Here is a 23,397-nt window from a genome sequence, read left to right on the forward strand (position 1 = left end):
GCCTTCGTCACCTCACTAGTGGCACATGTAGGGTAGTAGCCGGTTTTAGAAGTCTGGGATTGTCGATCTGATTGGCGTTCGCAATGTTACGCCATTTCGACGCATCATTGTACGAGCGATACGCCATCAAGTGCAGCTGGTCTCCTTGGTTGACCGTTTGTTGTGCGACCTTTTCTCTTGCGGCCCCGATATCGTCCGCGGACTTTTTCACGCTCGTGCCTTTAAAGGTGACGCCTAACGTAGCTCGTACCGGTGTCCCTTGATCGAGAAACATCGTAAACCGCTGCGAAACCTTCTCGACAACACCGGTGAATTGAAAGCTGTCCCAGACGAATTTGCATAGGGGCGGCGTACTGATTTTCTTTTCTACGGCCATCAGTCCCAGCACTTGATTCGTGAATGCACGCACATCTACCCCAGCTTCGTAGGTATCAAAAAACAAGTCGACTGATAATGTCTCGATATCACCGCTCGTGAACATCCCGACTGGTACCGATTGCCCCAATATTTTTTGCCAAGAGTAGTTATTGGAAGCATCGACCTTGTATTCCGAAGGGTTAAAGAGAACGGAAATACTCTCTTTGAAGTCACCTTGCCCGTTGCGATCCACTAAAATTTTGGCCTTTTTCTCCTGACCCATCATTGGCTTTTGCCTCTCTTTATCGAAGAAATAGTCGTCTGTGAGTACGGCAAATCCCACTTATAGACCTCGTCGCTGCCGCTCTTGCGTGAGGCGCTTGTCCAGCTCCTTCATCATTTTATCCATCAATCGATCCACCTCTTGTGGGGATAACGGCGTCTGATTGGCAGTCCTCTCTTGCACCTGTAGATCGACTTGTCGCTGGAATGGAAGTGTTGTCGCCTGCTGCACTGCGGTTTCTTGAGGAGGGATGCTTTTGCGCAAATACTCCATGGACGGTGGCGACTGAACGGTAGCAACAGGGCTTGTGTGGCTGTCTTCTTTGCGTAACGCTCGGCGATGAATATGCGTTGCGTTTTCGGACAGGGAACGCTGCTCGGATTCTCCAGGTGTTCTTTGCGCTTGTTGCATTCGTTTCAGGAGTGAAGACTGCATCGTCATTGCTGTTGACTGTAGATTGAATATCTCTGGTCTTTGCAGCGACATGAGCCTAGCATCTCGAACCACGATCTCCTGTGTCTTATCACTCGTTAACCGATTGATCGTCTGTCTCTTCTGGTTGACCATCAGAGTCTGATCATGGTTGATTTGTTGGAAAAGTCTGCGGCGACTAAGTTGTCTGGCATGCAGTCTGTCCAAGACAAAATCAATCGATGTTTCTCTCGAGAATGGAGCCGAGCTGATTGGATGATGGTGAGATAATGGCTCCAAGCTGTTAAATCGATCTTTTTGTTGTAGTGGTTTTCTTGCACGACTGCTTCCACTCTCATGCATGAAACTGTCGGGCGCCAACTTGCTTTGATGCACAGGGATATGGGGTAATCCCCACTGTTTCTGAACAACCATTTGTGCATCGTGACGATTCAAAACAGTCAAGAATGAATGATGGTTCTGTACATATGCTTCTGTCCGGAAATCAGTCTGGATTGCTTTTCTGATTTGCTCCATGACTTGAAGATAAGGATGGACACGTAGGGCAAGGAAGCTTGTCCACAAGCTGGCTGTTTGCTGAAAGAAGCGAGAGTGACTGATTTCACGAGATTGACGGCTTTCTCGTAATGGATTGCTTTCGCCCATGCGAGACCTTGACTGATCATTCGATTGCTTTTCACTAATTGGTAGAGCTTTCCCACTTGTGCTTGAGGTGCCTAGCTTTGCAAACCCACTTGTTGATGCGAGCTTTACAAACTCGCTCATCGCTGCAAGCTTTGCACTTTTTTGCAAGAGGATCGTAAGTCCTAGTTCCGCACTCCATCCAGCAGCTATCCGTCGCAATGAGTTCCTGTCAAAGACGTCCTCTCTTATAAAAAACGGCTTCGCAGGCGTGTTGTACAATCGCTGATCATCTGCTCCTCCGGGTCCAATCCACTCTGTGGCACGAAGCATTGCAGGACCAAAGCGGTTCAACCTGAGGAAAAGTGCCTCCTGATCATGACGACGAGTATGCACGAGTGATCGGCTTGTGCTCCGCTGGTTATTTAAGAAGATGGTGTGCCGTATTGGACGATGCTCATGCTCGTTTACCATTGAGATCGTCGCTTTTCGTCCCGGTAGACTAAACTTTTCTTGATTCTTGGCGAAAGAGAAGGCGACATCTGTCTGCTTGTCCTTCCCAACCTGAACCGCCAGTAGCTGACGTACCATCTCGTATGACATCTGAAAAAGGTGCTTATTTTGCAGAAAATGAATAGCTGGCTGGAAAAATGGTTGGGAGATGCCTTCAGGTGTACTTGCAGCAGGATACAGAGATTGCTTCCCTGGCTCATATAAAAGGTTCCTTGGCGCATGAGATCTAGCAATATGGAGCTCCCTTGTTCTGAGCTGTTTTGCCGCCATCTGTTGAAGATGCACCCACTCCATCACAGACTTCCCGTTTGACTTGTGGTGGGTAGTACTGACGATACGATTCTGTAACGTTTGCCAGCGTTGGCGATTTGTATGGAAGATAGGCGCGAAGCGATTCACACGGAAGACAGGCACGAAGCGCTCCCATACAAACTGTGCAGTACTTGCTATACCAGCTGGCTCACGCTCAATTTCGTTATGAGTTGCAAGATTTTCCTTCATCAACGGCAGGTTCAACCATCCTCGTTTTTCAAAGAAAACAGGATCGATGCCAGACCAGAAGCTCTCAATCCAATAAGCAGTAATCGACTTCCTGACAATTGACTGCGAGAGAAGCGGAACTGTTTGGGAGCTATCGGTGATACGGGCTGGTTGCAATGGGAACGGTAGCCCCTGCATGGTGTGTAAAAGGTGTAAGGACAAACCCGTCCGCCATTCTTGCTGAAGCATGTCAGGCTGCCGATACGAAGTAGGGAACATGGCAGAGATGGTGCTCGTTTTGCCAAAATGAGTTTGCTCATGGCTTGATTCCAAGCGAATGGACTGCTCCCTAGCAATCTCGTTCAACCTGGATTCCTGTGATATTAGCTGTTGAAGCAACTCGTATGTCCGCTGATTCCTTTGATTCCTTGTCGCCATCGTTTCGAAAGGAAGCTGTTGCAACGTGTGTAATGTAATGCTAGGCGGTTTCTGCTCACCCCGAGACACCAACATGGTTGCTAGTTGCTCTTGGCCAAGGACAATCTGGCGCAACCCATGCAACAAAGTGCTCGACTGTTCTTCCCACCTGCTCCGTAGCTGTTTCAACCTCTGTCGAGAACCGAGCACGGTTAGCCCACGTTCACTTTCTGCCTTTGGAAACCGTTGAACCAAATGGAACAGCTGTTTAAACCGACCAGCATCCGCTCGATGAAGCATACGAGGCAATAAAAACGAGAACATCCTCGAAAACTCATGGCTCTGAAGTATCCTCTGTTCTAGCATCCACTCGCTTTTTGCTTGCGGATTCTGACGGCTTCTCGGGAAAACAATCGGCTGTAGAACACGTAGACGTGGATGCGCGATCATCGTCCTTGGTAACGATGTTTCTCGACTATGCTGCCAGTACAGACTCAGGTTTTTCCACCTGCGACCCCAAAGTTCAGTCTGCTGGGAAGCTACAGACCAAAATGCATTTTTACTTTCACGAACGATTCGTCTCGTGATATTTCTGCCATCAATTCCGGCTTGCACTGTCCACACCGAGCGATCCAAGAAAGAACTCGCAGCCCGTCCTTCTGCTCTTTTTAGCAAATGAGGAAAAGACCACGTCCCCATCTCTGGTTCCATTCTTTTGCGGATCAACTGCAAAAAGTAGCGGGCTCCAGATTGTTCGAATCGGACTTCGCCAAAACGCATTGCTCTATGACGTGGAATCGAAATCGCATCTACACTTGTTGCTGTCTCAAGCGGTATCCGTTCACGTTCATATTGCAAACTCCTGAGTTCACCAGAATCACCCTTACGTGCTGTGTGTACCCATAATTCCGGCGACACATAGCGAGTCTCAGGCGTCCAAAAACTTTCGCGTACGGTTTCCTTGCTGTCTGAAACCATTGCTTTCAAAAGAGGCAAGGCAAATTCGGCCGAGTGTATCTGCTCTTTAAACCGCCCAAGCGGAAGCCATTTCTCAAGTGAGCTTCCTCGCTGAACCGCAGATTGAACATAGCTAGACCAGCGATATCTATCTCTTCCGTTTGAGACAACCGTTATCTGCGGCAGGTAAACCTTCTCGATTATTTTGGACGACTCCCACTTCCGAAAAAGCTCCTGTATCAAAGTAGTGTGTTGTGCTTTTCGTCCTGATCCAGATGCTTGCGTTATCACCACGCGCTCTTTTGCCCCTGATAAGCCAGCCTGTCCGTTCGGCAACCTTTCTCGATTCAATCCGAGGTAGGAGTCCACTTGTACTTGCATGCGCACATGAATGAAGGTCTGATGAAAGTAGTTTTCCTGCTCTCCGATACTCGGCGAAAAATCACGATGGATCAAAGCGAGGTAGCCGGGATCGCGACCTTCCGCGTGCCGATACTTCTGCATGATGCTCTGTGCAAAGCCTTGACTGGATGCCCTTGGCTGCAGTGATGGACGACGCGAAAGTGGGAGCGCCTTGATCGTTATCATCGTTTCTTTTGCTCCTTGCAGACGGGATAAGGCTTAAAAATACGACTTTAAGCCGTGGTGCACGATTTCCAATGTCTCAACGGCTACTTCACCATGCGTGGCCCGAAACTCGGGTCCAACCCACTTGACCGGATAAGCCCCTTCAAACGCCCAAGCCCCCACATCATTTCCGTTTGCGTCCATAAGAATGATTGCCCCTTGCTTGCGCTTGCGCTTTTCTGGCGGGCCAAAGTGGAAGTCCTCATACCATCGCCACAGCTCATTTGATCTCACAAACCCTCGTTTGAAGACGAGATTGGGAAACTTGCTGCGTTTCGGCAGCTTGTGGACGAAATGGTTTACCCCGCCCTCTTGATACTCCTCCAGCTCTGTTTCGACGGCCAATCCGGACACTTCACTAAATCCTGCGACCCAGATGCCATCCATCTCCAATCCAAACGGAAGAAAGTCCACACGAAATCGGAGGTTGGTGTAATACGGATTCTCATTGGCGAACACCAGAATCACCTCCGCTTGAACACATCAAAAACATTTTCGGGTTCGTCATTTTGCTTGCGATTGATAGCGGATATCTCTTCACACCAGCGCCGCCGTTCCTTGTGTTCCATCGACATGATCTCGTCGTGAGGCCAGTGAAAATAGTAGGCGATGAAGGCGGCTTCTTCATAGATTTTGTCGACGGGATACCCACTCATACTCCCTCCAGCGCCCCTGAAAAAGCCATATCTACCTGAAATTCATGCTCGCATTTCGGACAAGATGTCTTGAACATCGAGCTGTCCAATTCATTAATTTGTCTGTACAGGTTTTGCAGGTACGCGAGATCCGCCGTAAACAGCCGCTCCACCACTCTTGTGTCAATTCCCCGTACATCTCCCAGCTTGGTAATCACTCTCGTCAGCAAAATAATCGTCAAGTAGCCGGGATTTTGCTGGACACGCGGATCACGCATCGGCAAAATCTCGTCGGCAGCCGTCGCCAAGCGCATGACGCCCCGCTTGTGCAGGTTTCCTTCTTCATCCACATAGCCGCGCGGGAGCTCAAATTCGTATTCCGTTTTAAATGCCATGGTGTCATCCTCCTCATCACCCGAGGCCAGCAAGAGTGACAAAGAAAAACCTCTTTTCCTTGCCACTCTTTGGCTTTCGGATCTTCTCTTATTTCGTGCGTGTCATTCCTTCATGGGCGATTTCCAACTGCTCAATTGCTACCTCTGAGGACGTACCGTTAAAATCAGGGGCCGTGTATTTGGTCGGCCATGCTTCGATGACCTTCCATGTAGCGACATCATCTCCGGCTTCGTTAATGGCAATGATCGTTACGGTTTTGCGTGCGACCTTGCCCTGGATGGTGTCCTGCATCCAGTTGTACAAATCCATCGAATCTGTTACGCCCCATTTCAGCGTGATGTTCCCGTACTTCGCCAAGCCGGGGAGCTTGCGCGGTGTAATCACCTCATTGCCTTCACGATACTCGACTACGTCCACAGACGCATCAAAGCCCGACACCTCACTAAATCCTGCCTGCTGAATACCGTCCATCTCTACCCGATACCGAAACTTGCGGTATGGATCCTTGCGATCTGCCATACTGTACCCCTTTCTTCACACTGTTTTTCCTCGTGAATTATTGCTGATCAGATGTTTTTTGCGTAATACGGAAGATGACGAACTCAGCTGGTTTGACAGGAGCTACACCAATCACGCAGATCAATCTGCCATTGTCGATATCATCCTGTGTCATCGTGCTTCTGCCGATTTGAATGTAAAAGGCTTCCTGCGGGCTTGAGCCCATCAATGCGCCATCTCGCCAAACTCGCGTCAGGAAAGAATCGATCGTGCGTTGGACCCGGGCCCACAACCGCTCGTCATTTGGCTCAAATACCACCCAGTTTGTCCCGTTTTTGATCGATTCTTCGAGGAAAATGAACAGACGGCGCACGTTTATGTACTTCCATAGCCCGTTGGATGACATCGTCCGCGCACCCCAGACGCGAATTCCTTGACCGGTAAACGCACGAATCAGGTTGACTCCCTTCGGATTCAAAATATCCTGCTCGCCCGTATTGTACTGGCAATCCAGTCCTGTGCAGCCGCGTACGACCTCGTTTGCCGGGGCCTTATGGACGCCGCGGGTGTTGTCCGAGCGCGCGTAAATGCCAGCCATGGAGCCTGATGGCGGAATGTAGATGTTACGCTTGTCCAGCGGATCGAACACTTGCAGCCAAGGGTTGTAGATGGCAGCGTATTGCGTATCGAAAATATTGCGATGCGTCAACACATCGCTTACTTTTTTCTTGTCGCGTGGGATATCGAGGATGGCAAAGCGGCTTTTCAGGTTTTCACAATGAGCCACAAGCGCGAGCTGCACATTCGGGTCTGTTACGCCAGGAATGGCCATAATGCTCACTTCGTCATTATCAATGAAGGCTTGGATTCCGGTACGTTTTCCCGGTCCATGATCCTCCCCCATGTATTCGCCCGCCGACAGATTGGCGACAGAACCGTCGCTGCCCCCTGCCAATGAGATTTGATACAGACCGAATTCCGTCTTTCCACCCTCAGATTGAGTTTCTTCCGCCATCCCTGAAATGACGGTAAAAGGCGGTATGACCTCTGAGCTCGCAGGGGCGGCACCCGCTTCGACCTCTACGATATTGCTTTTGGCCAGAAGCTTGCTGACATGATTGGCAGCAGAGATATTGAGCGAGCATTTGTCGAACTCTTCGGCCTCATCGTTGTAGAAGACTTGCACCGTGAATTCACATGTGGACAAAATTTTGACCGGTAGCAGATTGTTATCGATGACATCACCTGTAAGCACGGCTGACAGCTCGATCACATTGTCTTGGGATGAAACTACTTCGCTGTACTGCTTGGTCTCACCGTCATAGAAAGAAACGACATCACCCGGTTGAAAGCCTGCACTGTTTTTCACGCGGTATTTAGGGGCCTCACCAAGCTGCTCGTAAATCTGTGTTTTTGCCTTGCTCGACGGAATCAAATGAACGCGGATTTGATTTCCCCATGCACCCGGGTTTTTGGCCGTAATCCGAAGGACTGCCCCTTCGCTGTTGCCTTCATTGGAAGCCGGCTTCGCATCTGCTGGCGCTACCCGCATCACATAACAACGGGAGCCTCCATTCAGAAAGAAGTGATCCACCGCATAAGCGAGATAGCGGTATTCGCCAAACGCATTTTCAGACAAATAGGAACCGAACAACTTGCGGAAATCATTGACACCTGTAATCAGCTCAGGCAATCCTGCAACGGGTCCTTTTTGGGCCAGCCCGATAAAACCGGCCGTGCTCGTACTCGCTCCCTCCATGGGAACGGGGCCACTATCAAATTCCTCGACATACACCCCTGGTGATAAGTACTCTGGCATCGTAACCTGATTGGAGAGTTCCGCATGTATCAAAAGCAGAACCCTGCAATCAGTCCCTCCCTCCGATTATTTTCATCACTTGCTTTATCACTTACAAAAAAGCCATTTGATACGTGAGTCTTGCTCTATAATCAGGCAGCAGGATGTCATGGACCGACGCCAAACAACTGCCGGATCACCCTATTTGGGTCTGTTCATTTGGATGATACCTATGGATTGGGTCGTACTGGCTTGAATGGAAAGCTCGGCAAAACCAGCGGCTTCTTCCCGCCACACTTCAATTTTCATACGCGCATGAGTTTTTTCTAGAAATAACGGAAGGGCAACTACGAATTCTCCTCTGTCGTCGCAGTTCGTTTCGAGCAGTGGGAGTAAGACAGTGCCTCTTGGGTAGGCAAGAGAAAGAGGTTCGGTCAAGGGATAAACTCGATCTTTTGGGGGACTTGCAAAACGAATGATCGTCCCTTTGCATGTGGATGTTTCGAGAAGAAAAGCGTCAGCCAAATCGACTTGACCCTTTTTACTGGTTACGATTAGCTCCGTGGCCTCTTTGGCAGCGTCCTCGGCCAATTTCACCGGGGCATCTCGCTCATATGAGATGACAGCCTGCACACAGGCACCACCAGCTGGAGAACCATCCTCCAAGCAAGCTCTCCCTCGAACAAGGGAGTCTCCTGCCCGAAATGGATAGGCTGGACTCGGATGCAAGTAAATGATTCGTTCGGAGTAAGAGGCGCTCCCGGTGATCACGGAGAAAGTCACGGAGCGATCCATATACTCCCGGCTGCTTATATTGAGCGTGTATATCCCATCAGGCAAGTCAGAAAAAATATACCATCCGTCCCCTTTGCATACAGGCACTTGTCGATGATTCGCCAAGCGAACAGACAAGCTCGAGCGAAAAGGGGCTCCTCTTGTATACATGTCCACCAGACGGACGGCATACGAGAAAACGGAACGAATGCGCACCTGGAAATGCTGATCCATTAACCATGACCTTCCCCTCGTATGCGAATATCCCGTTCCAGTACGCGCTTCGTTGAACGAACTCGGGTGGAATCGATATGAACCGGCCCTACCGAGTAGCCGATGGATAGCTTGTACGGAACATGTGGAAAGAGTTGGATGAGTTTATCAACGGGAGGCTGCTCCACGACGACACGAAGCTCTGTATCCATGTTTGCAAGGGAGCCTTGAAGCTGATCGCCACGCAAAATGGCGTTGTCGTAGAGAACCTGCATGGCACGCCCGAGGATGCGGTGCTCGTCCAGCATGCGGGTATGCTGTTCTGCTGGGGAATGGGCAGTCAATATGTAGGATAGATTGACCGTCATTGGGGGATAACGCAACTGATCAGTACCTTCACTGATCATCATGTGCTGCCTCTCCTGACTTTCCCGGATTTCGTATAAAAACAAGGCTAACGCCAAATCTCCTGGCTGAGCAGGCGAGCTTAGACCAATCAACTCCGGTTGGCTAATCGGCTCAGGCGTCATCTCTTTTCGCAAAAGAGCGAGTAGCGTCTCTCCTACTTCGGCAATGGCGGTGTACTGGCTAATACCCGTTCACCTCGACATTATTTGACAGAATACCCTTATCATAACATCCAAATTAATGGTTTTACATGAATTTTTATCTAATTTTGTAAAATTACACACTTTCTTCGACAGGCTACCTGTTGGCATACTCCCCCAAATCCTCTTTCAATAGCAGCTTACCCGTCTTTTTTAACTCCTGCTTCGCAGCCCCAATCAAATGACGCATGGAAACGGGGATGCCCTCCGAGGCAGCCAAGAAAGAGGCAGCGAGAACCACATTTTTGATCCCGCCCCCCGCAATATGCAGCTTGGAAGCGAGAAACTCAAAATCGATGTCAGCATCTAGCGGTGTATCTGCCGGGAACATGCTGCGCCATATTTCTTCGCGATAGTGCGGTTCGGGAAAAGGAAACTTCACCACGTAGTTGATTCTGCGCATGAAGGCCTCGTCAAAATTTTGCAGGAGATTCGTCGCCAAAATGGAGACCCCCTCGTACTCCTCCATCTTTTGCAGCAAGTAGGCCGTTTCCACATTTGCGTATTTATCATGCGAATCTTTCACTTCTGAGCGCTTGCCAAAAAGGGCATCGGCTTCGTCAAAGAAGAGGATGGCATTGCCGATTCTCGCTTCCGAGAAGATGTGATGGAGGTTTTTTTCCGTCTCCCCAATGTACTTGCTGATCACCTGCGACAAGTCAATTTTAAAAAGCTCCAGACCCAGTTCCTTTGCCACGACTTCCGCGGACATCGTCTTGCCCGTACCCGGAGGACCTGCAAACAACATGCTGACGCCCGTGCCATAAGAGAGCTTTCTCCCAAAGCCCCACTCTCCCAAAACAACATTGCGATAGGTCACCTGATTGCAGGCGTTCCGCAACAAAGTCAGTTGCTCCTCAGGCAAAATCAGATCTTCCCAGCTGTATTTGGGTCTCAAGCGTGTGGCGTGCTTTTCTAGCGCATGTCTCATTTGCAGAAAGCAAGCTTCGTGGAGATGTGTTTTCGTAATGATCCCGTCTTTCGTCTGCATCGCCATCTCGTTTGCTCTTTGAAGCGCCTGGTTGATTTGCCCGGCATTTAGTTTGAATTTCCCTGCTAAAACGCCTACGTCAATCTCTTGAGAAAAGGTCATGCCTACACTGCCTGTCTCCCATAATCGCCTCCTTTCCGTTTCATCTGGACTTGGCACCTCCATATCCAGCCAAATCCGCTTCCCCAAAGCATTTTCTGGCTTCCATTGACTTTTCGCCACAATGGCAATGGGGCCTGAAAAGCTTTCGAGTTCATCCATCACCAGCTGCTTGCGTCCGACTGTTTGTACCTCTTCTGTCAGAAAAACCTCGAACTGATGCAAGCACAGCACACCCCGACGCAGCTGCACCTCCCGCAATACCTGCAGTAATCTGCGTGAAAAAGCTTCCTCCCGGATCAAGCGCTCTGCATCGACGAACAGCACTGGTCGCCTGACGCGATGAAACAGCTGCTTCACCCGATGCCTTTTACCAACGCCTGTCGGACCATGCAAATGCAAGAGAAGCCGCTCCGAATCTGCTCCTGCCGCTTCCCACAATGTGTCAAAGCGCTCCTGCAACTGAAACGCGCTCTCTCCTACCAACGGTTCCAGCCCTTCCTCCGGCAAGCTCCAGAATAGCCAAGGCGGCAGACTGGCATCACCTCCATCCTTCGTCGTCAAAAAGTGCAGCAGTCGTTCATCCAGCTTTAACGGCCGAGAAAGCCATGAGCCGCTGCCAGCCATGTCCCCCTCGCTAAAAAGCAGCAGTCGTCCCAGCTTGCTTTTTTGCGCAAACGCTGTCCAGACTTCTATCCTCTCGGTCGCTGTTCGGCAAAATAGCTGCATCGCCAATTCGGGAGTAGGTGACTTGCACGTAATATCATCGAGGAGGTAGCCAAACAGCTTTTCATACTTCCGATCCAGCTCGACTGACAGACAAAGAAATAAACAACCCAGCTCGAAGCGATTGAGTGAAAAAGCGTCTGCCACTGCCAAAATCGGTATGCTCCCCGCTTCTTGCATGTGCAGGGCATGAAGTCGTTCCTCGCATGCTGCCAACCGCTCTGCGAAGGCTTCCCATAGCTGCGTCGCTGGCGGAGCTGCTTCGAGCAATTGGACGACTTCTTCCTCTGTGACAATCACCCCCCTCATTTGATCCAGCGGATAATCTTCCCCCTGCTGTGCTCGCACGGCCAGCAAGCGCATCAGATGAATATCCAGCCATTGAAGCATCTCTTCGTAATAGTTCCACTGGTTGTGATTCGGTTCGAGATTCGTCATTTTGCTTTTTCACCGCTCCTACGATATTTTCAACTCGCCAGACCAATCTTGTTCGGCCCCTTTTTGCGCGTATTCGTCACATAAGTAGAAATACTGTCGCGCCGCCTGATCCCAGCGATTTTGCTTGATGACGGACAGAAAAGCGGATCGCGCATCGTGAAATCTCCCATTCTGATACATCACAATCGCTTGCTCAAACAATTCCTTCGTCTCATCCTTGTGCGCACGAATCTGGTCAGCGTCGCCCTCGTATACGTCGTACAAATGCATCGGCTGAGCCTCTCCCTCGATATGCACCCAGCCTAAATCACGATATCGATACGACGTACTCGCTCCCATCTCGGCAAACAGTGAATCGGACATTAGGATGCTGGCCCCGAGCGTTTCCGCCATCTTTTCCATTTTCTCCACCACGCGGACATGATCCGATATAATCGCAGCCTCCAGACGCGTCGCCTCGCCAATAATCCCCAGCATCAGCGGACCGTGATGCAGCGCAACCCGCAATTCAATCGGATCGTATCCTTTTTCCCCCCGTTGCTCGTTATAGTCTGCTAACGTACGTCGCATCTGTACCGCCGCATCCAACGCGTCTTTTGCCTCTCTTGGATAAACAGCAAGCACCCCGGGATCGAGATATTCGGTAATCATCCCTTGATTCTCGTTTACAATCGGAGCAAACCGCTTGAGAAACGCATTGATGACGCGGAAGGTCGTCTCTGGTCGCAGACGATGGGAGATGGCATGAAACGATTGCAGACTCATCCGCATAACGGCCATTTCCCGCTCCACCTGATCACCCAGCTCCACGTCGAGTATGCTTTCCTTCCCGAGAAAATGGATAAATTGCTGCGGCACAAAACGATTGTTCGCCTCGCTCATCCTCGTGATATTCGAAATGTACTGACGAATGCGCTTGGCCATTTGGTTGAAGCTTTCTGCCAGCTTTTGAATTTCATCCATAGAGCGAACCCTGGCCACCACACTGTAGTCGCCTTTTCCCATATGGGAGACGTTCGTTTGCAGATTGCGGATGTTTCGATATGTCAGCCACGAGAAAAGGAAGAATAGACTCGCACAAATCGACCAGACCAGCGCAGCGCCACGGCCTAGCTCACGGGTCATTTCGTTGTGCTGGATGCGGACCCCGTTCATTTCCCTGCCTAGCTCCAACACACCGGATAGCTTGCCTGAGGAGTTGTATATCGGGGCCATCGCGTACATCCAGTAGCCTGTCCGATCCTGAGCTTTTCCCGAGACGATCTCCCGTTTCATGACCACACTGCGGAACTCGTCATCAATGGACACATTCTCAAACACTTCTGCACTGTCATTGTCATCCATCATGAGAAACAATTCGCCATCTGTGTATTTGTAAATCGTTTTATACAGCCCCCTGTTCACATTCACATCATCGGGGACCTCCAGTTTTTTCAGGTTGGCCTGTACAGCTTGATAGTCCGCATTCATGTAATCAATCGCTCCATTGATTCCATCCAGCTTGTCCCCTTCAATCAGCGTGGAAATAACATAGGCTTGGAGACGAAGATCGGTTTGATTTTCCTGCTCCATAAACGAGAAGGTCAGCTTCGTTCCCTCCAGTTGAAGGAATACAGGGACAACAATGAGTGGGGCGATCACAATCGTTTGCTTGATAATCAACGGAATCCGGAAGAGGCGAAACAACAGAAACTGAATGACACAAAACAAGAGAATTGCCACACCCAATCCTATCCACCAGGTCCATTCCTTCAAGCGGTCTTTTTCGGATACAGACGGGGACGTGAGCTTGGTCATCACATTTCCTTGTTGATCCAGGAAGGCGAGTTGACTATCTGTGGCGACTACGATGTCATACTTAGGGGTTACAGCAAACGCCGTTAGGGCACTGCTATCGCTCGAGTTGATCTGCTCGAATGTTTTGGAAGGCACCATCAAGGCGATTTCATCTGGATGTGCGGGATCGAAGCGTTCAATGACATTTTGATCAGAATTGTAGAAAAGAAGACGACCTGCTGGACCCACTTTGACATGATCGGGGACGGTACGATTCGTTTCTGAGCGCTCGGAGTGAATGTAGAGCGGACCTTTCACTTGAGCTTCTCCGCTTCCTTGGAGAACATCGACCTGAAAAAACTCTCCACGCTTGGTAGTGACATAGGTATGACGCGGGTCTACTCCTGTGATTTCATTAACGTATACTTCATTAGGCAATTGGATTTGATAGAGTTGTGTGGGGGATGAATCAGAGGGTACAAATTGATAGGCAATCACTTCAGGATGTTGATAAACATAAAAATAAAGACGATCTTTCGCGACTTGCAGGGAGCGTATCTTGCCAATTCGCTTGTACGAGCTGTTCGCTCCATAGGAATCTTCATACACGACTTGTTCGATTTCTCCATCTGGCGACATTCGCACGATTCTCTCGGATACAGTCCGCAAGCCAAAGCTATCGAGCTTTGTGATCAGCACGTACGCATATCCTTCTTCGTCGATGGCTACCTCTGTGAAATTTTCCAAGCCCTCTTCTGGATTTTGCTCCAGGACTTGCTGGTACCGTAGCGTCCGATCGGGGTACAAGCTAGTCAGCTTTTGGTGTCCATCCGTTATGAGGACGACATCCTTTTGACTATTGGCCGCGATGCTGTTGATCCCTTGAAACGGTTCGTCCTGCTTTCCGCTCCTATCCATGTTCCAAGCGAGCAGCAAGCCGATCCCAACAAATACAATCAGCAGTCCGGTCAACCAGGAATACTTCTTGTTATTTCCCATCGTTTGCGGTTCTCCCATCTCTCGAAAACGTATTTTCGAAAATGATACCAAGCAACATTATACTAAAAATTACAAATTTCGCTATACATCTTCTCTATTTGACATTTATACTACTATACAGATTGATTTTCAATATCTTACCAGATGACTTATGAAAAGGAGTTGGCTTCATGGGACAACTCGTCTGCGGAGGAGCCATGCTACAGTGCAGCTTTGGTGCTGCTCCCAGTTCACTCATGGTGCTCCCGGTGAATCGCGTCACAACCAGTATGCCGATCGCAAACATTATGGACAATAAACCGATGGTAAATGTCCTTCCATTCGGGATGTGCAATACGATGTCCAACCCTCAGGTCGCAGCAGCCACAGCGGCGAAGCTGGGCGTTTTCACTCCGGTCCCCTGTGTTCCTGTCACAGCCGCCCCTTGGGTTCCTGGCTCCCCTACTGTTCTCGTGGCCAACATGCCTGCCCTCAATCAAACCTCCAAGCTCATGTGCAGCTGGGGTGGCGTCATTTCGATCACGAACCCCGGACAAGCGACGATTCAGGTTCCCTGACAAGTAGGGAGGTTACGATATGGACAAACAACTCCAAAAGCTAACGGAACAAACGATTGTCGACCCGCTCACCCATCCGCTCAAAAAATGGGGGCAGGATTGGATAAAAAAAGGAGCCGCCCTCCCCAAGCAAGTCCTCGATTGGATCAAGAACGGCATTGCCGGACTATTCACCCAAAAAGAAACTTCACTCAACGATTACGTGCATATCGGCCGTTTTTACATTGCCAAACGCTTTTTCATTTTGACAGGACTATTCCTCCTTGTCCTGGCCTACTTTCTTTTCATCAACCCTCCCGATGCTCTTAACCGCTTTTTGCAACGTCCCATCGTCATTCATTTAAAAACTCCCAATCAACAGATTTCCGACACGGGTCTGGCGATCATTTACAACCCGGAAGGCACGATGATCTATTCTGGCCAGCTCGTGGATGGTCTGTATGACGGAAAAGGCGAGCTCTATGACGACAATGGGAAGCTTCTATACAGCGGAGAATTTAAAAGCGGCACTCCGCAAGGCTTCGGCAAAGGATACCGGCAAGGCGTTCTCGTCTATCAAGGCGGGTTTGAAAATGGGGTATACGCTGGTCAAGGAGCGTTGTACAACGACAACCAGCAGGTTGTTTTTCAGGGAGATTTTAAAAATGGGAAGCTGGATGGAGTCGGTCAGGAATTGTACATAAATGGCGCAATCAAATACGAAGGCGCTTTTAAAAACGGGGTGTACAACGGAGCTGGCAGACTTTTCACGAAGGATGGAAAGCTGCTCTACGACGGAATGTTTGACAATGGATTCTACGGCGGCGAAGGAACTGATTACTACGAAAACGGGCTCGTGCAGTATAAAGGGCAATTTGTGGACGGCAGATACAATGGGGCCGGGAGTCTTTTTGATCGGGATGGCAAGCTCATGTATGAAGGTCATTTTCGAAACGGGCACTTCAATGGAGCCGGATCCAAATTCTCCACCAATGGCAGCATCGTCTATCAAGGTGATTTTTTGCTGGGTGTGTATCACGGACAGGGCAAGCTGAAAGAAGCAGGTGGCGTAACGCTGTATAAAGGCGGCTTTGCCGAAGGGCATTATCACGGAACGGGAGAGCTTCGTTCTGCTGAAGACGCTCTGTTGTATCAAGGGCAATTTCGGGCAGGTGCCTACGATGGCATCGGGGTACTCTACGACAAGGAAGGCTTGCCGTTGTACAAGGGGTACTTCCGCGAAGGGCGCATTGATTTGCCTGGATTCATTGGCATCTCTAGGAGCAAGCTGGAGGAAATCATGGGCAAGCCCGACGATGACACACCGATGGATACCACCTTATCGCCGCAAAAACTTGCGTATCGTGAAATGAACATGGCTTTTACACTTGAACCAGCACCCGGACACCCTAGCAAGCAGATTGTCACTGCTGTCCACGTCTATCACCCACAGGTTATCTCGATCGTCAAAGAAGATCGGAACGAGCTCGACAGCAAAGCGGCCATTTTGCCTAAGACATCCTCCACGTACGCTAACCGTACTGGCGCTATCACGAGCTATTTGGTCGACCCGTTTCTGTATCTCTATTTCTATCAAGCACAGCAAAAAGAACCCGTACAATTGGACGTGACAAAAGTAGAGGGGGTGTAATCATGCGACGCTATGAAACTAGCAAGCTGTCTATGGACGCGACCCATGAAAAACCGGGTGCACCTGTTTCCAGGCCCATGCTCCAAATGAATCAGGTCCAAAGAAAGGCGAGTCACTCTTCCCACATCCTTTCTCTGCAAAAGACTCTTGGCAATCAGGCTGTGCAGCGCATGTTAGCGAAGACTCCCTTGCAAAAATCGGAGAATCTCTCTTCTAGCAGCGGTCGCTCCCTCCCTGATTCCGTCCAAGCAAAAATGGAGAATGCTTTTCACACTGATTTTTCAGATGTACAGATTCATCCAGAATCGTCTGTCGCCTCCCAAATCGGGGCGGTTGCCTTTGCCCAAGGGAATAACATTCACTTTGCCCCGGGGACGTATCAGCCAGAGACGCAAAGCGGTCAGCAGCTACTCGGTCATGAGCTGACACACGTGGTTCAACAACGACAAGGACGGGTAAAAGCGAACGTTCCTGATTCCAGCTTGCCGATCAATGATGATCCGGCTCTCGAAGCGGAAGCTGATCGCTATGGGTCACTGGCGGCCACAGGCACCATGACGGATGCTACCGGTGCGGAGGATGCTAGTTCTGTATCATCCCCCATTATACAGGGCACTTGGGATGAAGCTTTAAAAGATGCACGAAGAATGTGGGGTAAGCATGTGGATAAAACCAATGACTTGCATGACGGCACAGTCAGTGAACTTTTTGATAATGTTGACTACTTAACCTTCAATGACAAAGTGCGCTTCAGCTATAGTCTGCATTCCAAAATTTCCGATATTTTTTCAGTTACAGGCGGGAACTATACAGAACTTGAAGAGGCACAGCGCCTTTTGGGAGAGGAAATCACGCCTTTTTTCGGTCAGGATAAGGACAATGATCCTGACATCGATTACAGCTATTGGGAGGAGCAAGAAAACGACAACGATGAGAGAGTCCACATGATGGACGAAGACGAGGAGAATTCAAATGTTTTACACGTGGAAAAACGCGTTGCGATGGAGATCAAGACGATCAGCTCCCATGATGATTTACAAATTAACGCACGTATTCACGAGGCGATCGGTCAATTGGATAAACGACGCGATACCGGTCAATATGATGAATACGTCATCGTCATTCAAAAGTATCATCCAGAAAATCCTTGGCCGTACACCAAAATGGAAAACCGAGCGGCTGCCGAACTAGGCGATCTCAAGCAAAGGGCTATTCAAAGATTGGGGAGCATGACCAATCTGCCCAACTATAACATCAAGGTTATATTTCGCGGCATCACCAAAGGTACACCCACCGGCGGAACAGGTGGCGTAAATCCTGCATTCATTATCCCGGAACACATCCGCTATTCGACTATGCAATCGTATTCGTTGGCGTGTTACTACTGGGGTGAAATCGGGGCAGGGTGGCTGGTAGACGATCCTGTTCGCGAATAACATGATAAAACGACAGCCACGCTAAATAAATGGCTGTCGTTTCACTTTTGACATTAGTACAATCGATTCGTATAGCTGTCTTGCAAGCCCTCTGCCACTTCTTTTGCCGTCACACCCGGAAGCTTCACATGATCCGCCAGCATTTGTGCGACATTAGGAGTCGTCCCCTCTGCTGGCCATGACTCCGGCTTCCATAGACCAGAGCGCATAAATGCCTTCGCACAGTGGACGAAGCACTCCTCTACCTTGACTCCGATTCCGAGCGTTGGCGCCTTCCCGTTTACCTCCATCTTCGCCAGTATTTCTTCATCGCGAATAATGCATGCCTTGCCATTCACGCGGAACGTCTCTTCCAGCGTAGGAATCAAAAAGATCAGCCCAATATGCGGGTTGACCAAAATATTCGTAATAGAGTCCATCCGCTTGTTTCCTGGGCGCTCGGGGATGACCAGATGGTGATCATCGATGACATGCACAAAGCCAGGCGCATCTCCACGTGGCGAAGCATCGCAATGGCCATCTTTGTCTGCTGTAGCAATGATGAGAAATGGCGCTTGGGCAATGTAATTGCGGCTATGGTCATCCAGCTGGGGTATCGCCTTGTTCTGTACGAGACGACTTGGCTCTCCGACCATTTCGCGCAGCTGCTGCTCTGACGTAATAACATCACGGAAAATTCCGAATCCTGACATGACTAGCCCCTCTTTCCTCTGCTTGTTCGAACCTGCCACCATCATACCATAATTGTCCGTTCGCTTTTTATCATTATGGCAGAAGCAGGAAAGCTAGCGGAGTAACAAACAGCAGTGTTAGGATCGTACGCTCTCCCCAAATCACCAGAAGCTTTGGAATACTAATCGGAATCTCGGTAGACAAAATGCAAGGAATCGTCGCGGAAAAGAACAGGATAGAAGAAACCGAAACAACGGCAATGACAAACTTGGTGACCAGAGGCGCTTTTACCACAAGTAGTGCGGGTAAAAACATTTCGGCAATTTCGATCGCTGACGCCTTTGCCGCCAGCATCGGCTCTGGAATTTGCAAGAGCCATGTTAGTGGATAGAACAAGTAGCCCAGCCAGTCAAACAAAGGGGTAAATTCGGCCAGCACCAACCCGAGCAAACCGACCGACATGATGGACGGAAGAATACTCATGGTCATGATGAAGCCATCCCGCAAGTTCTCCCAAATGTTCCGTGTAAGCGGCAGTGCTTTTCCCGCTGCATCCATTGCTTCCGTCCACGCCTGGCGCAGCCGTTTTTCCTTGATTACTTTTTCAGGATCGCCGTTGTCTTGGTAATACGCATCGCTCATGTTGGACAGCGGCCAAAGACGCACAGTCACTGCGGTTACGAGAAACGTCACCACGAGCGACACCCAGAAGTAAAGATTCCAGTAATTCATCAAATCCAATGTTTTCGCAATCACGATCATAAATGTCGCAGAAACGGTGGAAAAGCCGGTTGCAATAATGGCTGCTTCTTTTATCGTATATTTGCCTTCTTTGAATACCCGGTTCGTGATCAAAAGACCGATCGAATAGCTTCCCACAAAGGATGCCACCGCATCTACTGCAGAGCGGCCCGGTGTTTTCCAAATCGGACGCATGATCGGTTGTACCAGAACCCCAATAAACTCCAATAGGCCGTAGCCAACCAGCAGAGCCAAGAACACGGAGCCGATCGGAACCACCATGCCTACGGGAATCACCAGCTTTTCGAAGAGAAATGGCCCCATATTCTTGTCCAGCAGCCATGCAGGACCCGCCTGAAAATAAATCAACAGAGCGATAGGCACACCCAGTACTTTTAGCGCAGAAAAGATAAGGTTTACTTTGCTCTGCTTCCAACTCCCCGTCACAAACGGATAAATGGCCCCAAGCACAATCACAAGCAAAGCGTACACGGGTATTGCACCCGGCATGAATTGCCGAACCCATGTCACGATGTGATCGAGCATAATTGAGCTTGTGTCATTAACGGTAACAGGAATAAAAAAGACGAAGATACCAATGAGGCTACAAACAAAAAACTTCCAAGCATGTGTGGTGGATACGGCTTGCTGACTAGGATTCGGCGCCAGATTGCTGTTCGACATATTGCCCATACATGTCCCCCCATTTCAAAGACAAGCCGGTCTCCTCCACTTCTATCCGTTTTTCTTTTGCTCTCTTTCGTATTACGCCAGTCTGCCCTCGGCAACGACAATCGTTCCGTTTTTGACGACCGTGTTTACGTGGTTGATTCCATACCGATATTGCAAGGTCATGAAATCAGGAACATCAAAAATCGTGACATCCGCTTTTTTCCCCACCTCAAGGCTGCCGACCTCATGCGCGCTGCGGATTGCATGAGCAGCATTGATGGTAGCTGCTGTCAGCACCTCGGCTGGCGTCATCCCCATTTTTAGGCAACCCAGATTCATGATGAGTGGGACCGAAACTGTTGGAGACGAGCCCGGATTGCAATCCGTAGAAATCGCGACAGCCACGCCACGATCGATCATTTTCCGGCCATTTGCTGACTCTGCCATCAGGAAAAACGCCGTACCAGGCAGTAACACAGCGATGACACCCGCTTCTGCCATCTGTTCAATCCCCTTGTCCGAGGCACGAAGCAAATGATCAGCAGATACCGCTCCAACCGAAGCTGCCAGCTCTGCTCCTTCGTACGGTTCGATTTCGTCCGCATGAATCTTTGGCAATAGCCCATGACGGACCCCTGCTTCGAGAATGCGTCGGGATTGCTCCGGGGTGAACACACCTCTTTCGCAAAATACATCGTTAAAAACAGCCAGCTTGCGTCGAGCGACCTCCGGGATCATTTCCTCGATGACCAAGTCTACAAACGCATCCGGATTTTCCTTGTATTCACGTGGCACAGCATGTGCACCCATAAAGGTACTCACGAGGTCGATGGGATGTGCTTCGTTCAACTGCTTGGCGACCTCCAGCTGCTTCAGCTCATCCTCCAATGTCAGGCCATAGCCGCTTTTCGCCTCGACGGTTGTGACCCCATGCAACAGAAACTGGTCAAGACGCTGCTTGCTCTGGGCAAACAGCTCTTCATGGGTAGCTGTTCGGGTCGCTGCAGTAGTCGAGTGAATCCCGCCGCCATTATTCATAATCTCCATATAGGTCGCTCCATGTAGCCGCATGTTAAACTCGTTTTGCCGACTACCCGCGTGCACCAGATGTGTATGCGGATCGATCAGCCCTGGCGTGACCAGCTTGCCCGAAGCATCGATGATTTGCGCCTCATGCGCACGGTCTCGATAGTGAAGTGCCAGCTCTTCATCTGTTCCCACTCGCTGAATAACGCCGTCTTCCAGCCAGATGCTTCCGTCCTCGATGATCGACAATTCGTTCATTTGCGCTCCTACTACCGGGGAAGAGGAGCCGCCAGCCAGCGTGGCAAGCTGACTGGCGTGGCGAATCCATACAGGTTTTGTCATGGCTTTTACTCCTTCATCATCGGAATGTTAACGCCTTTTTCCTTGGCTGTTTGAATCGCGAGATCGTAGCCTGCATCCACATGTCGGACGATGCCCATGCCTGGATCGGTCGTGAGGACACGCTCCAGACGACGTGCTGCTTCTGGAGTACCATCTGCCACGATGACCATTCCTGCGTGGAGAGAGTATCCCATGCCAACACCGCCTCCATGGTGCACAGATACCCAACTCGCTCCGCCTACCGCATTGATCATGGCATTGAGAATCGGCCAGTCTGCAACCGCGTCGCTGCCGTCCTTCATCGCTTCCGTCTCTCGGTTTGGCGAAGCGACAGAACCGGAGTCCAGATGGTCACGCCCAATGACGATAGGGGCCGACAGCTCACCGCGTGCCACCATTTCATTAATGATTTGACCAAAACGCGCACGCTCTCCATAACCTAACCAGCAAATACGGGAAGGCAGTCCCTGGAACTGAATGCGCTCCTGTGCCATGCGAATCCAGTTGCACAGATGCGTGTTGTAGGAAAACTCGCGCAGGATGACTTCGTCTGTCTTGTAAATATCCTCAGGATCGCCAGACAGTGCTACCCAACGGAACGGCCCCTTGCCCTCGCAAAACTGCGGACGGATATAGGCTGGCACAAACCCTGGGAAACGGAACGCATCCTCCACACCCTCGTTTTTTGCCACCTGCCTGATGTTGTTGCCATAGTCGAAAGTGACGGCTCCTTTTTCCTGCATGGCGAGCATCGCGCGGACGTGCTCAGCGATGCTTGCTTTTGCGCGAGATTCGTACGCTTTCGGATCGCGTGTACGCAGCTCGGCTGCTTCCTCCAGTGACATGCCGATGGGAATGTAGCCATTGAGTGGATCATGCGAGGAGGTCTGGTCCGTCAGCACATCCGGGATAAAGTCGCGAGCCAGCATGGCATTCAGCACTTCGGGAGCATTCCCCAACAAACCGATGGAAATGCCTTTTTTGTCGCGTTTCGCTTCTTCCGCCAAACGGATCGCTTCATCCAGACTAGCTGTCATTACATCCAGGTATTTCGTGTCCAGTCTGCGTTGGATACGGGTCGGGTCCACCTCGATATTGATACTCACACCGCCATTGAGCGATACGGCCAACGGTTGCGCACCACCCATGCCGCCCAAGCCTGCTGTGACGGTAATCGTTCCAGTCAGCGTGCCTTCAAAATGCTGGCGTGCCAGCTCTGCAAACGTCTCATACGTTCCTTGTACGATGCCCTGGCTGCCAATGTAAATCCAGCTTCCCGCTGTCATTTGTCCGTACATCATCAAACCCTTTTTGTCCAGCTCGTGGAAATGCTCCCAATTCGCCCAGGCAGGCACCAGGTTCGAGTTTGCCAGCAGCACACGCGGTGCATCGGTATGCGATTTGAATACAGCAACTGGCTTCCCGGACTGGATGAGGAGTGTTTCATCGCTCTCTAACGTTTGCAATGTTTTGACAATCGCATCGAAGCATTCCCAGTTCCGTGCCGCTTTGCCAATTCCACCGTATACGACCAGATCCTCTGTACGCTCCGCTACATCGGGATTGAGGTTATTCAAAAGCATGCGCAGCGCAGCTTCCTGCACCCATCCTTTTGTATGTAATTGGGTACCTGAAAAGGCTTGGATCAATTGTTCAACGGATTGTGTCGTCGTCATCATTTCC

General features: G+C 50.2%; 18 protein-coding genes. 3 read left to right on the top strand and 15 right to left on the bottom strand.

The window, feature by feature from the left end; genetic code table 11:
• Nucleotides 1–7 precede the first annotated feature (7 nt).
• The 11 genes from HPY31_RS15680 to HPY31_RS15730 all read right to left on the bottom strand — a co-directional run bounded on the left by HPY31_RS15680 (nt 8) and on the right by HPY31_RS15730 (nt 14,638).
• Nucleotides 8–700: a CIS tube protein gene (locus HPY31_RS15680; protein WP_371811717.1), complete on the bottom strand. Its 693-nt coding sequence runs from the start codon at nt 698–700 to the stop codon at nt 8–10.
• Nucleotides 701–4,648 (bottom strand): hypothetical protein, encoded by a 3,948-nt coding sequence (locus HPY31_RS15685; RefSeq protein ID WP_172141469.1) that lies wholly within the window; start codon nt 4,646–4,648, stop codon nt 701–703.
• Between the two features lie 33 nt (nt 4,649–4,681).
• The gene (locus tag HPY31_RS15690; RefSeq protein ID WP_016742059.1) at nt 4,682–5,146 is read right to left on the bottom strand and encodes a phage tail protein; all 465 of its coding nucleotides are present in this window, start codon (nt 5,144–5,146) and stop codon (nt 4,682–4,684) included.
• 5 nt (nt 5,147–5,151) lie between these two features.
• On the bottom strand, nt 5,152–5,343 hold the full coding sequence (locus tag HPY31_RS15695) for a DUF6760 family protein (protein WP_007721336.1): 192 nt from the start codon (nt 5,341–5,343) through the stop codon (nt 5,152–5,154).
• Nucleotides 5,340–5,717 carry a hypothetical protein gene (locus HPY31_RS15700; protein WP_007721338.1) on the bottom strand — a complete coding sequence of 126 codons (378 nt, stop codon included), beginning with the start codon at nt 5,715–5,717 and terminating at the stop codon, nt 5,340–5,342. Before HPY31_RS15700 ends, HPY31_RS15695 begins: the two co-directional genes overlap by 4 nt.
• An 88-nt stretch (nt 5,718–5,805) precedes the next feature.
• Nucleotides 5,806–6,237 (bottom strand): phage tail protein, encoded by a 432-nt coding sequence (locus HPY31_RS15705; protein ID WP_007721341.1) that lies wholly within the window; start codon nt 6,235–6,237, stop codon nt 5,806–5,808.
• Nucleotides 6,238–6,274: 37 nt separating this feature from the next.
• Nucleotides 6,275–8,035, bottom strand: a complete 1,761-nt coding sequence (locus tag HPY31_RS15710) for a phage tail sheath subtilisin-like domain-containing protein (protein WP_172141675.1) — start codon at nt 8,033–8,035, stop codon at nt 6,275–6,277.
• Between the two features lie 180 nt (nt 8,036–8,215).
• Nucleotides 8,216–9,022, bottom strand: a complete 807-nt coding sequence (locus tag HPY31_RS15715) for a hypothetical protein (protein WP_172141470.1) — start codon at nt 9,020–9,022, stop codon at nt 8,216–8,218.
• Nucleotides 9,022–9,594 (bottom strand): Pvc16 family protein, encoded by a 573-nt coding sequence (locus HPY31_RS15720; protein ID WP_047071825.1) that lies wholly within the window; start codon nt 9,592–9,594, stop codon nt 9,022–9,024. Before HPY31_RS15720 ends, HPY31_RS15715 begins: the two co-directional genes overlap by 1 nt.
• Before the next feature lie 112 nt (nt 9,595–9,706).
• A complete protein-coding gene (locus HPY31_RS15725; RefSeq protein ID WP_172141471.1) occupies nt 9,707–11,863 on the bottom strand; it encodes an ATP-binding protein in 2,157 nt (718 codons plus the stop codon).
• 18 nt (nt 11,864–11,881) lie between these two features.
• Nucleotides 11,882–14,638: an adenylate/guanylate cyclase domain-containing protein gene (locus HPY31_RS15730; protein WP_172141472.1), complete on the bottom strand. Its 2,757-nt coding sequence runs from the start codon at nt 14,636–14,638 to the stop codon at nt 11,882–11,884.
• Nucleotides 14,639–14,808: 170 nt separating this feature from the next.
• On the opposite strand from HPY31_RS15730, the gene HPY31_RS15735 reads away from it, so the two are divergent.
• Genes HPY31_RS15735 through HPY31_RS15745 form a run of 3 tightly spaced genes read left to right on the top strand, consistent with a single transcriptional unit; the run spans nt 14,809 to nt 18,261 of the window.
• Nucleotides 14,809–15,195 (top strand): DUF4280 domain-containing protein, encoded by a 387-nt coding sequence (locus HPY31_RS15735; protein ID WP_015892467.1) that lies wholly within the window; start codon nt 14,809–14,811, stop codon nt 15,193–15,195.
• A gap of 19 nt (nt 15,196–15,214) precedes the next feature.
• Nucleotides 15,215–16,825: an MORN repeat-containing protein gene (locus HPY31_RS15740; protein WP_172141473.1), complete on the top strand. Its 1,611-nt coding sequence runs from the start codon at nt 15,215–15,217 to the stop codon at nt 16,823–16,825.
• A gap of 2 nt (nt 16,826–16,827) precedes the next feature.
• The gene (locus HPY31_RS15745; protein WP_172141474.1) at nt 16,828–18,261 is read left to right on the top strand and encodes an eCIS core domain-containing protein; all 1,434 of its coding nucleotides are present in this window, start codon (nt 16,828–16,830) and stop codon (nt 18,259–18,261) included.
• Between the two features lie 53 nt (nt 18,262–18,314).
• Here the strand turns inward: HPY31_RS15745 and HPY31_RS15750 are convergent, their stop codons facing one another.
• The 4 genes from HPY31_RS15750 to hutU all read right to left on the bottom strand — a co-directional run bounded on the left by HPY31_RS15750 (nt 18,315) and on the right by hutU (nt 23,390).
• A complete protein-coding gene (locus HPY31_RS15750; protein ID WP_172141475.1) occupies nt 18,315–18,953 on the bottom strand; it encodes a pyridoxamine 5'-phosphate oxidase family protein in 639 nt (212 codons plus the stop codon).
• Between the two features lie 73 nt (nt 18,954–19,026).
• Nucleotides 19,027–20,367: a YjiH family protein gene (locus tag HPY31_RS15755; RefSeq protein WP_172141476.1), complete on the bottom strand. Its 1,341-nt coding sequence runs from the start codon at nt 20,365–20,367 to the stop codon at nt 19,027–19,029.
• 72 nt (nt 20,368–20,439) lie between these two features.
• Entirely contained in the window at nt 20,440–21,714 is a 1,275-nt protein-coding gene (hutI, locus tag HPY31_RS15760; RefSeq protein ID WP_172141477.1) for an imidazolonepropionase, read from the bottom strand.
• A gap of 5 nt (nt 21,715–21,719) precedes the next feature.
• Entirely contained in the window at nt 21,720–23,390 is a 1,671-nt protein-coding gene (gene hutU / locus HPY31_RS15765; RefSeq protein ID WP_064202135.1) for a urocanate hydratase, read from the bottom strand.
• Between the last annotated feature and the right edge of the window lie 7 nt (nt 23,391–23,397).

Origin of the sequence: Brevibacillus sp. HB1.3, assembly GCF_013186635.1 — a bacterium.
GTDB classification, from domain to species: domain Bacteria; phylum Bacillota; class Bacilli; order Brevibacillales; family Brevibacillaceae; genus Brevibacillus; species Brevibacillus brevis_D.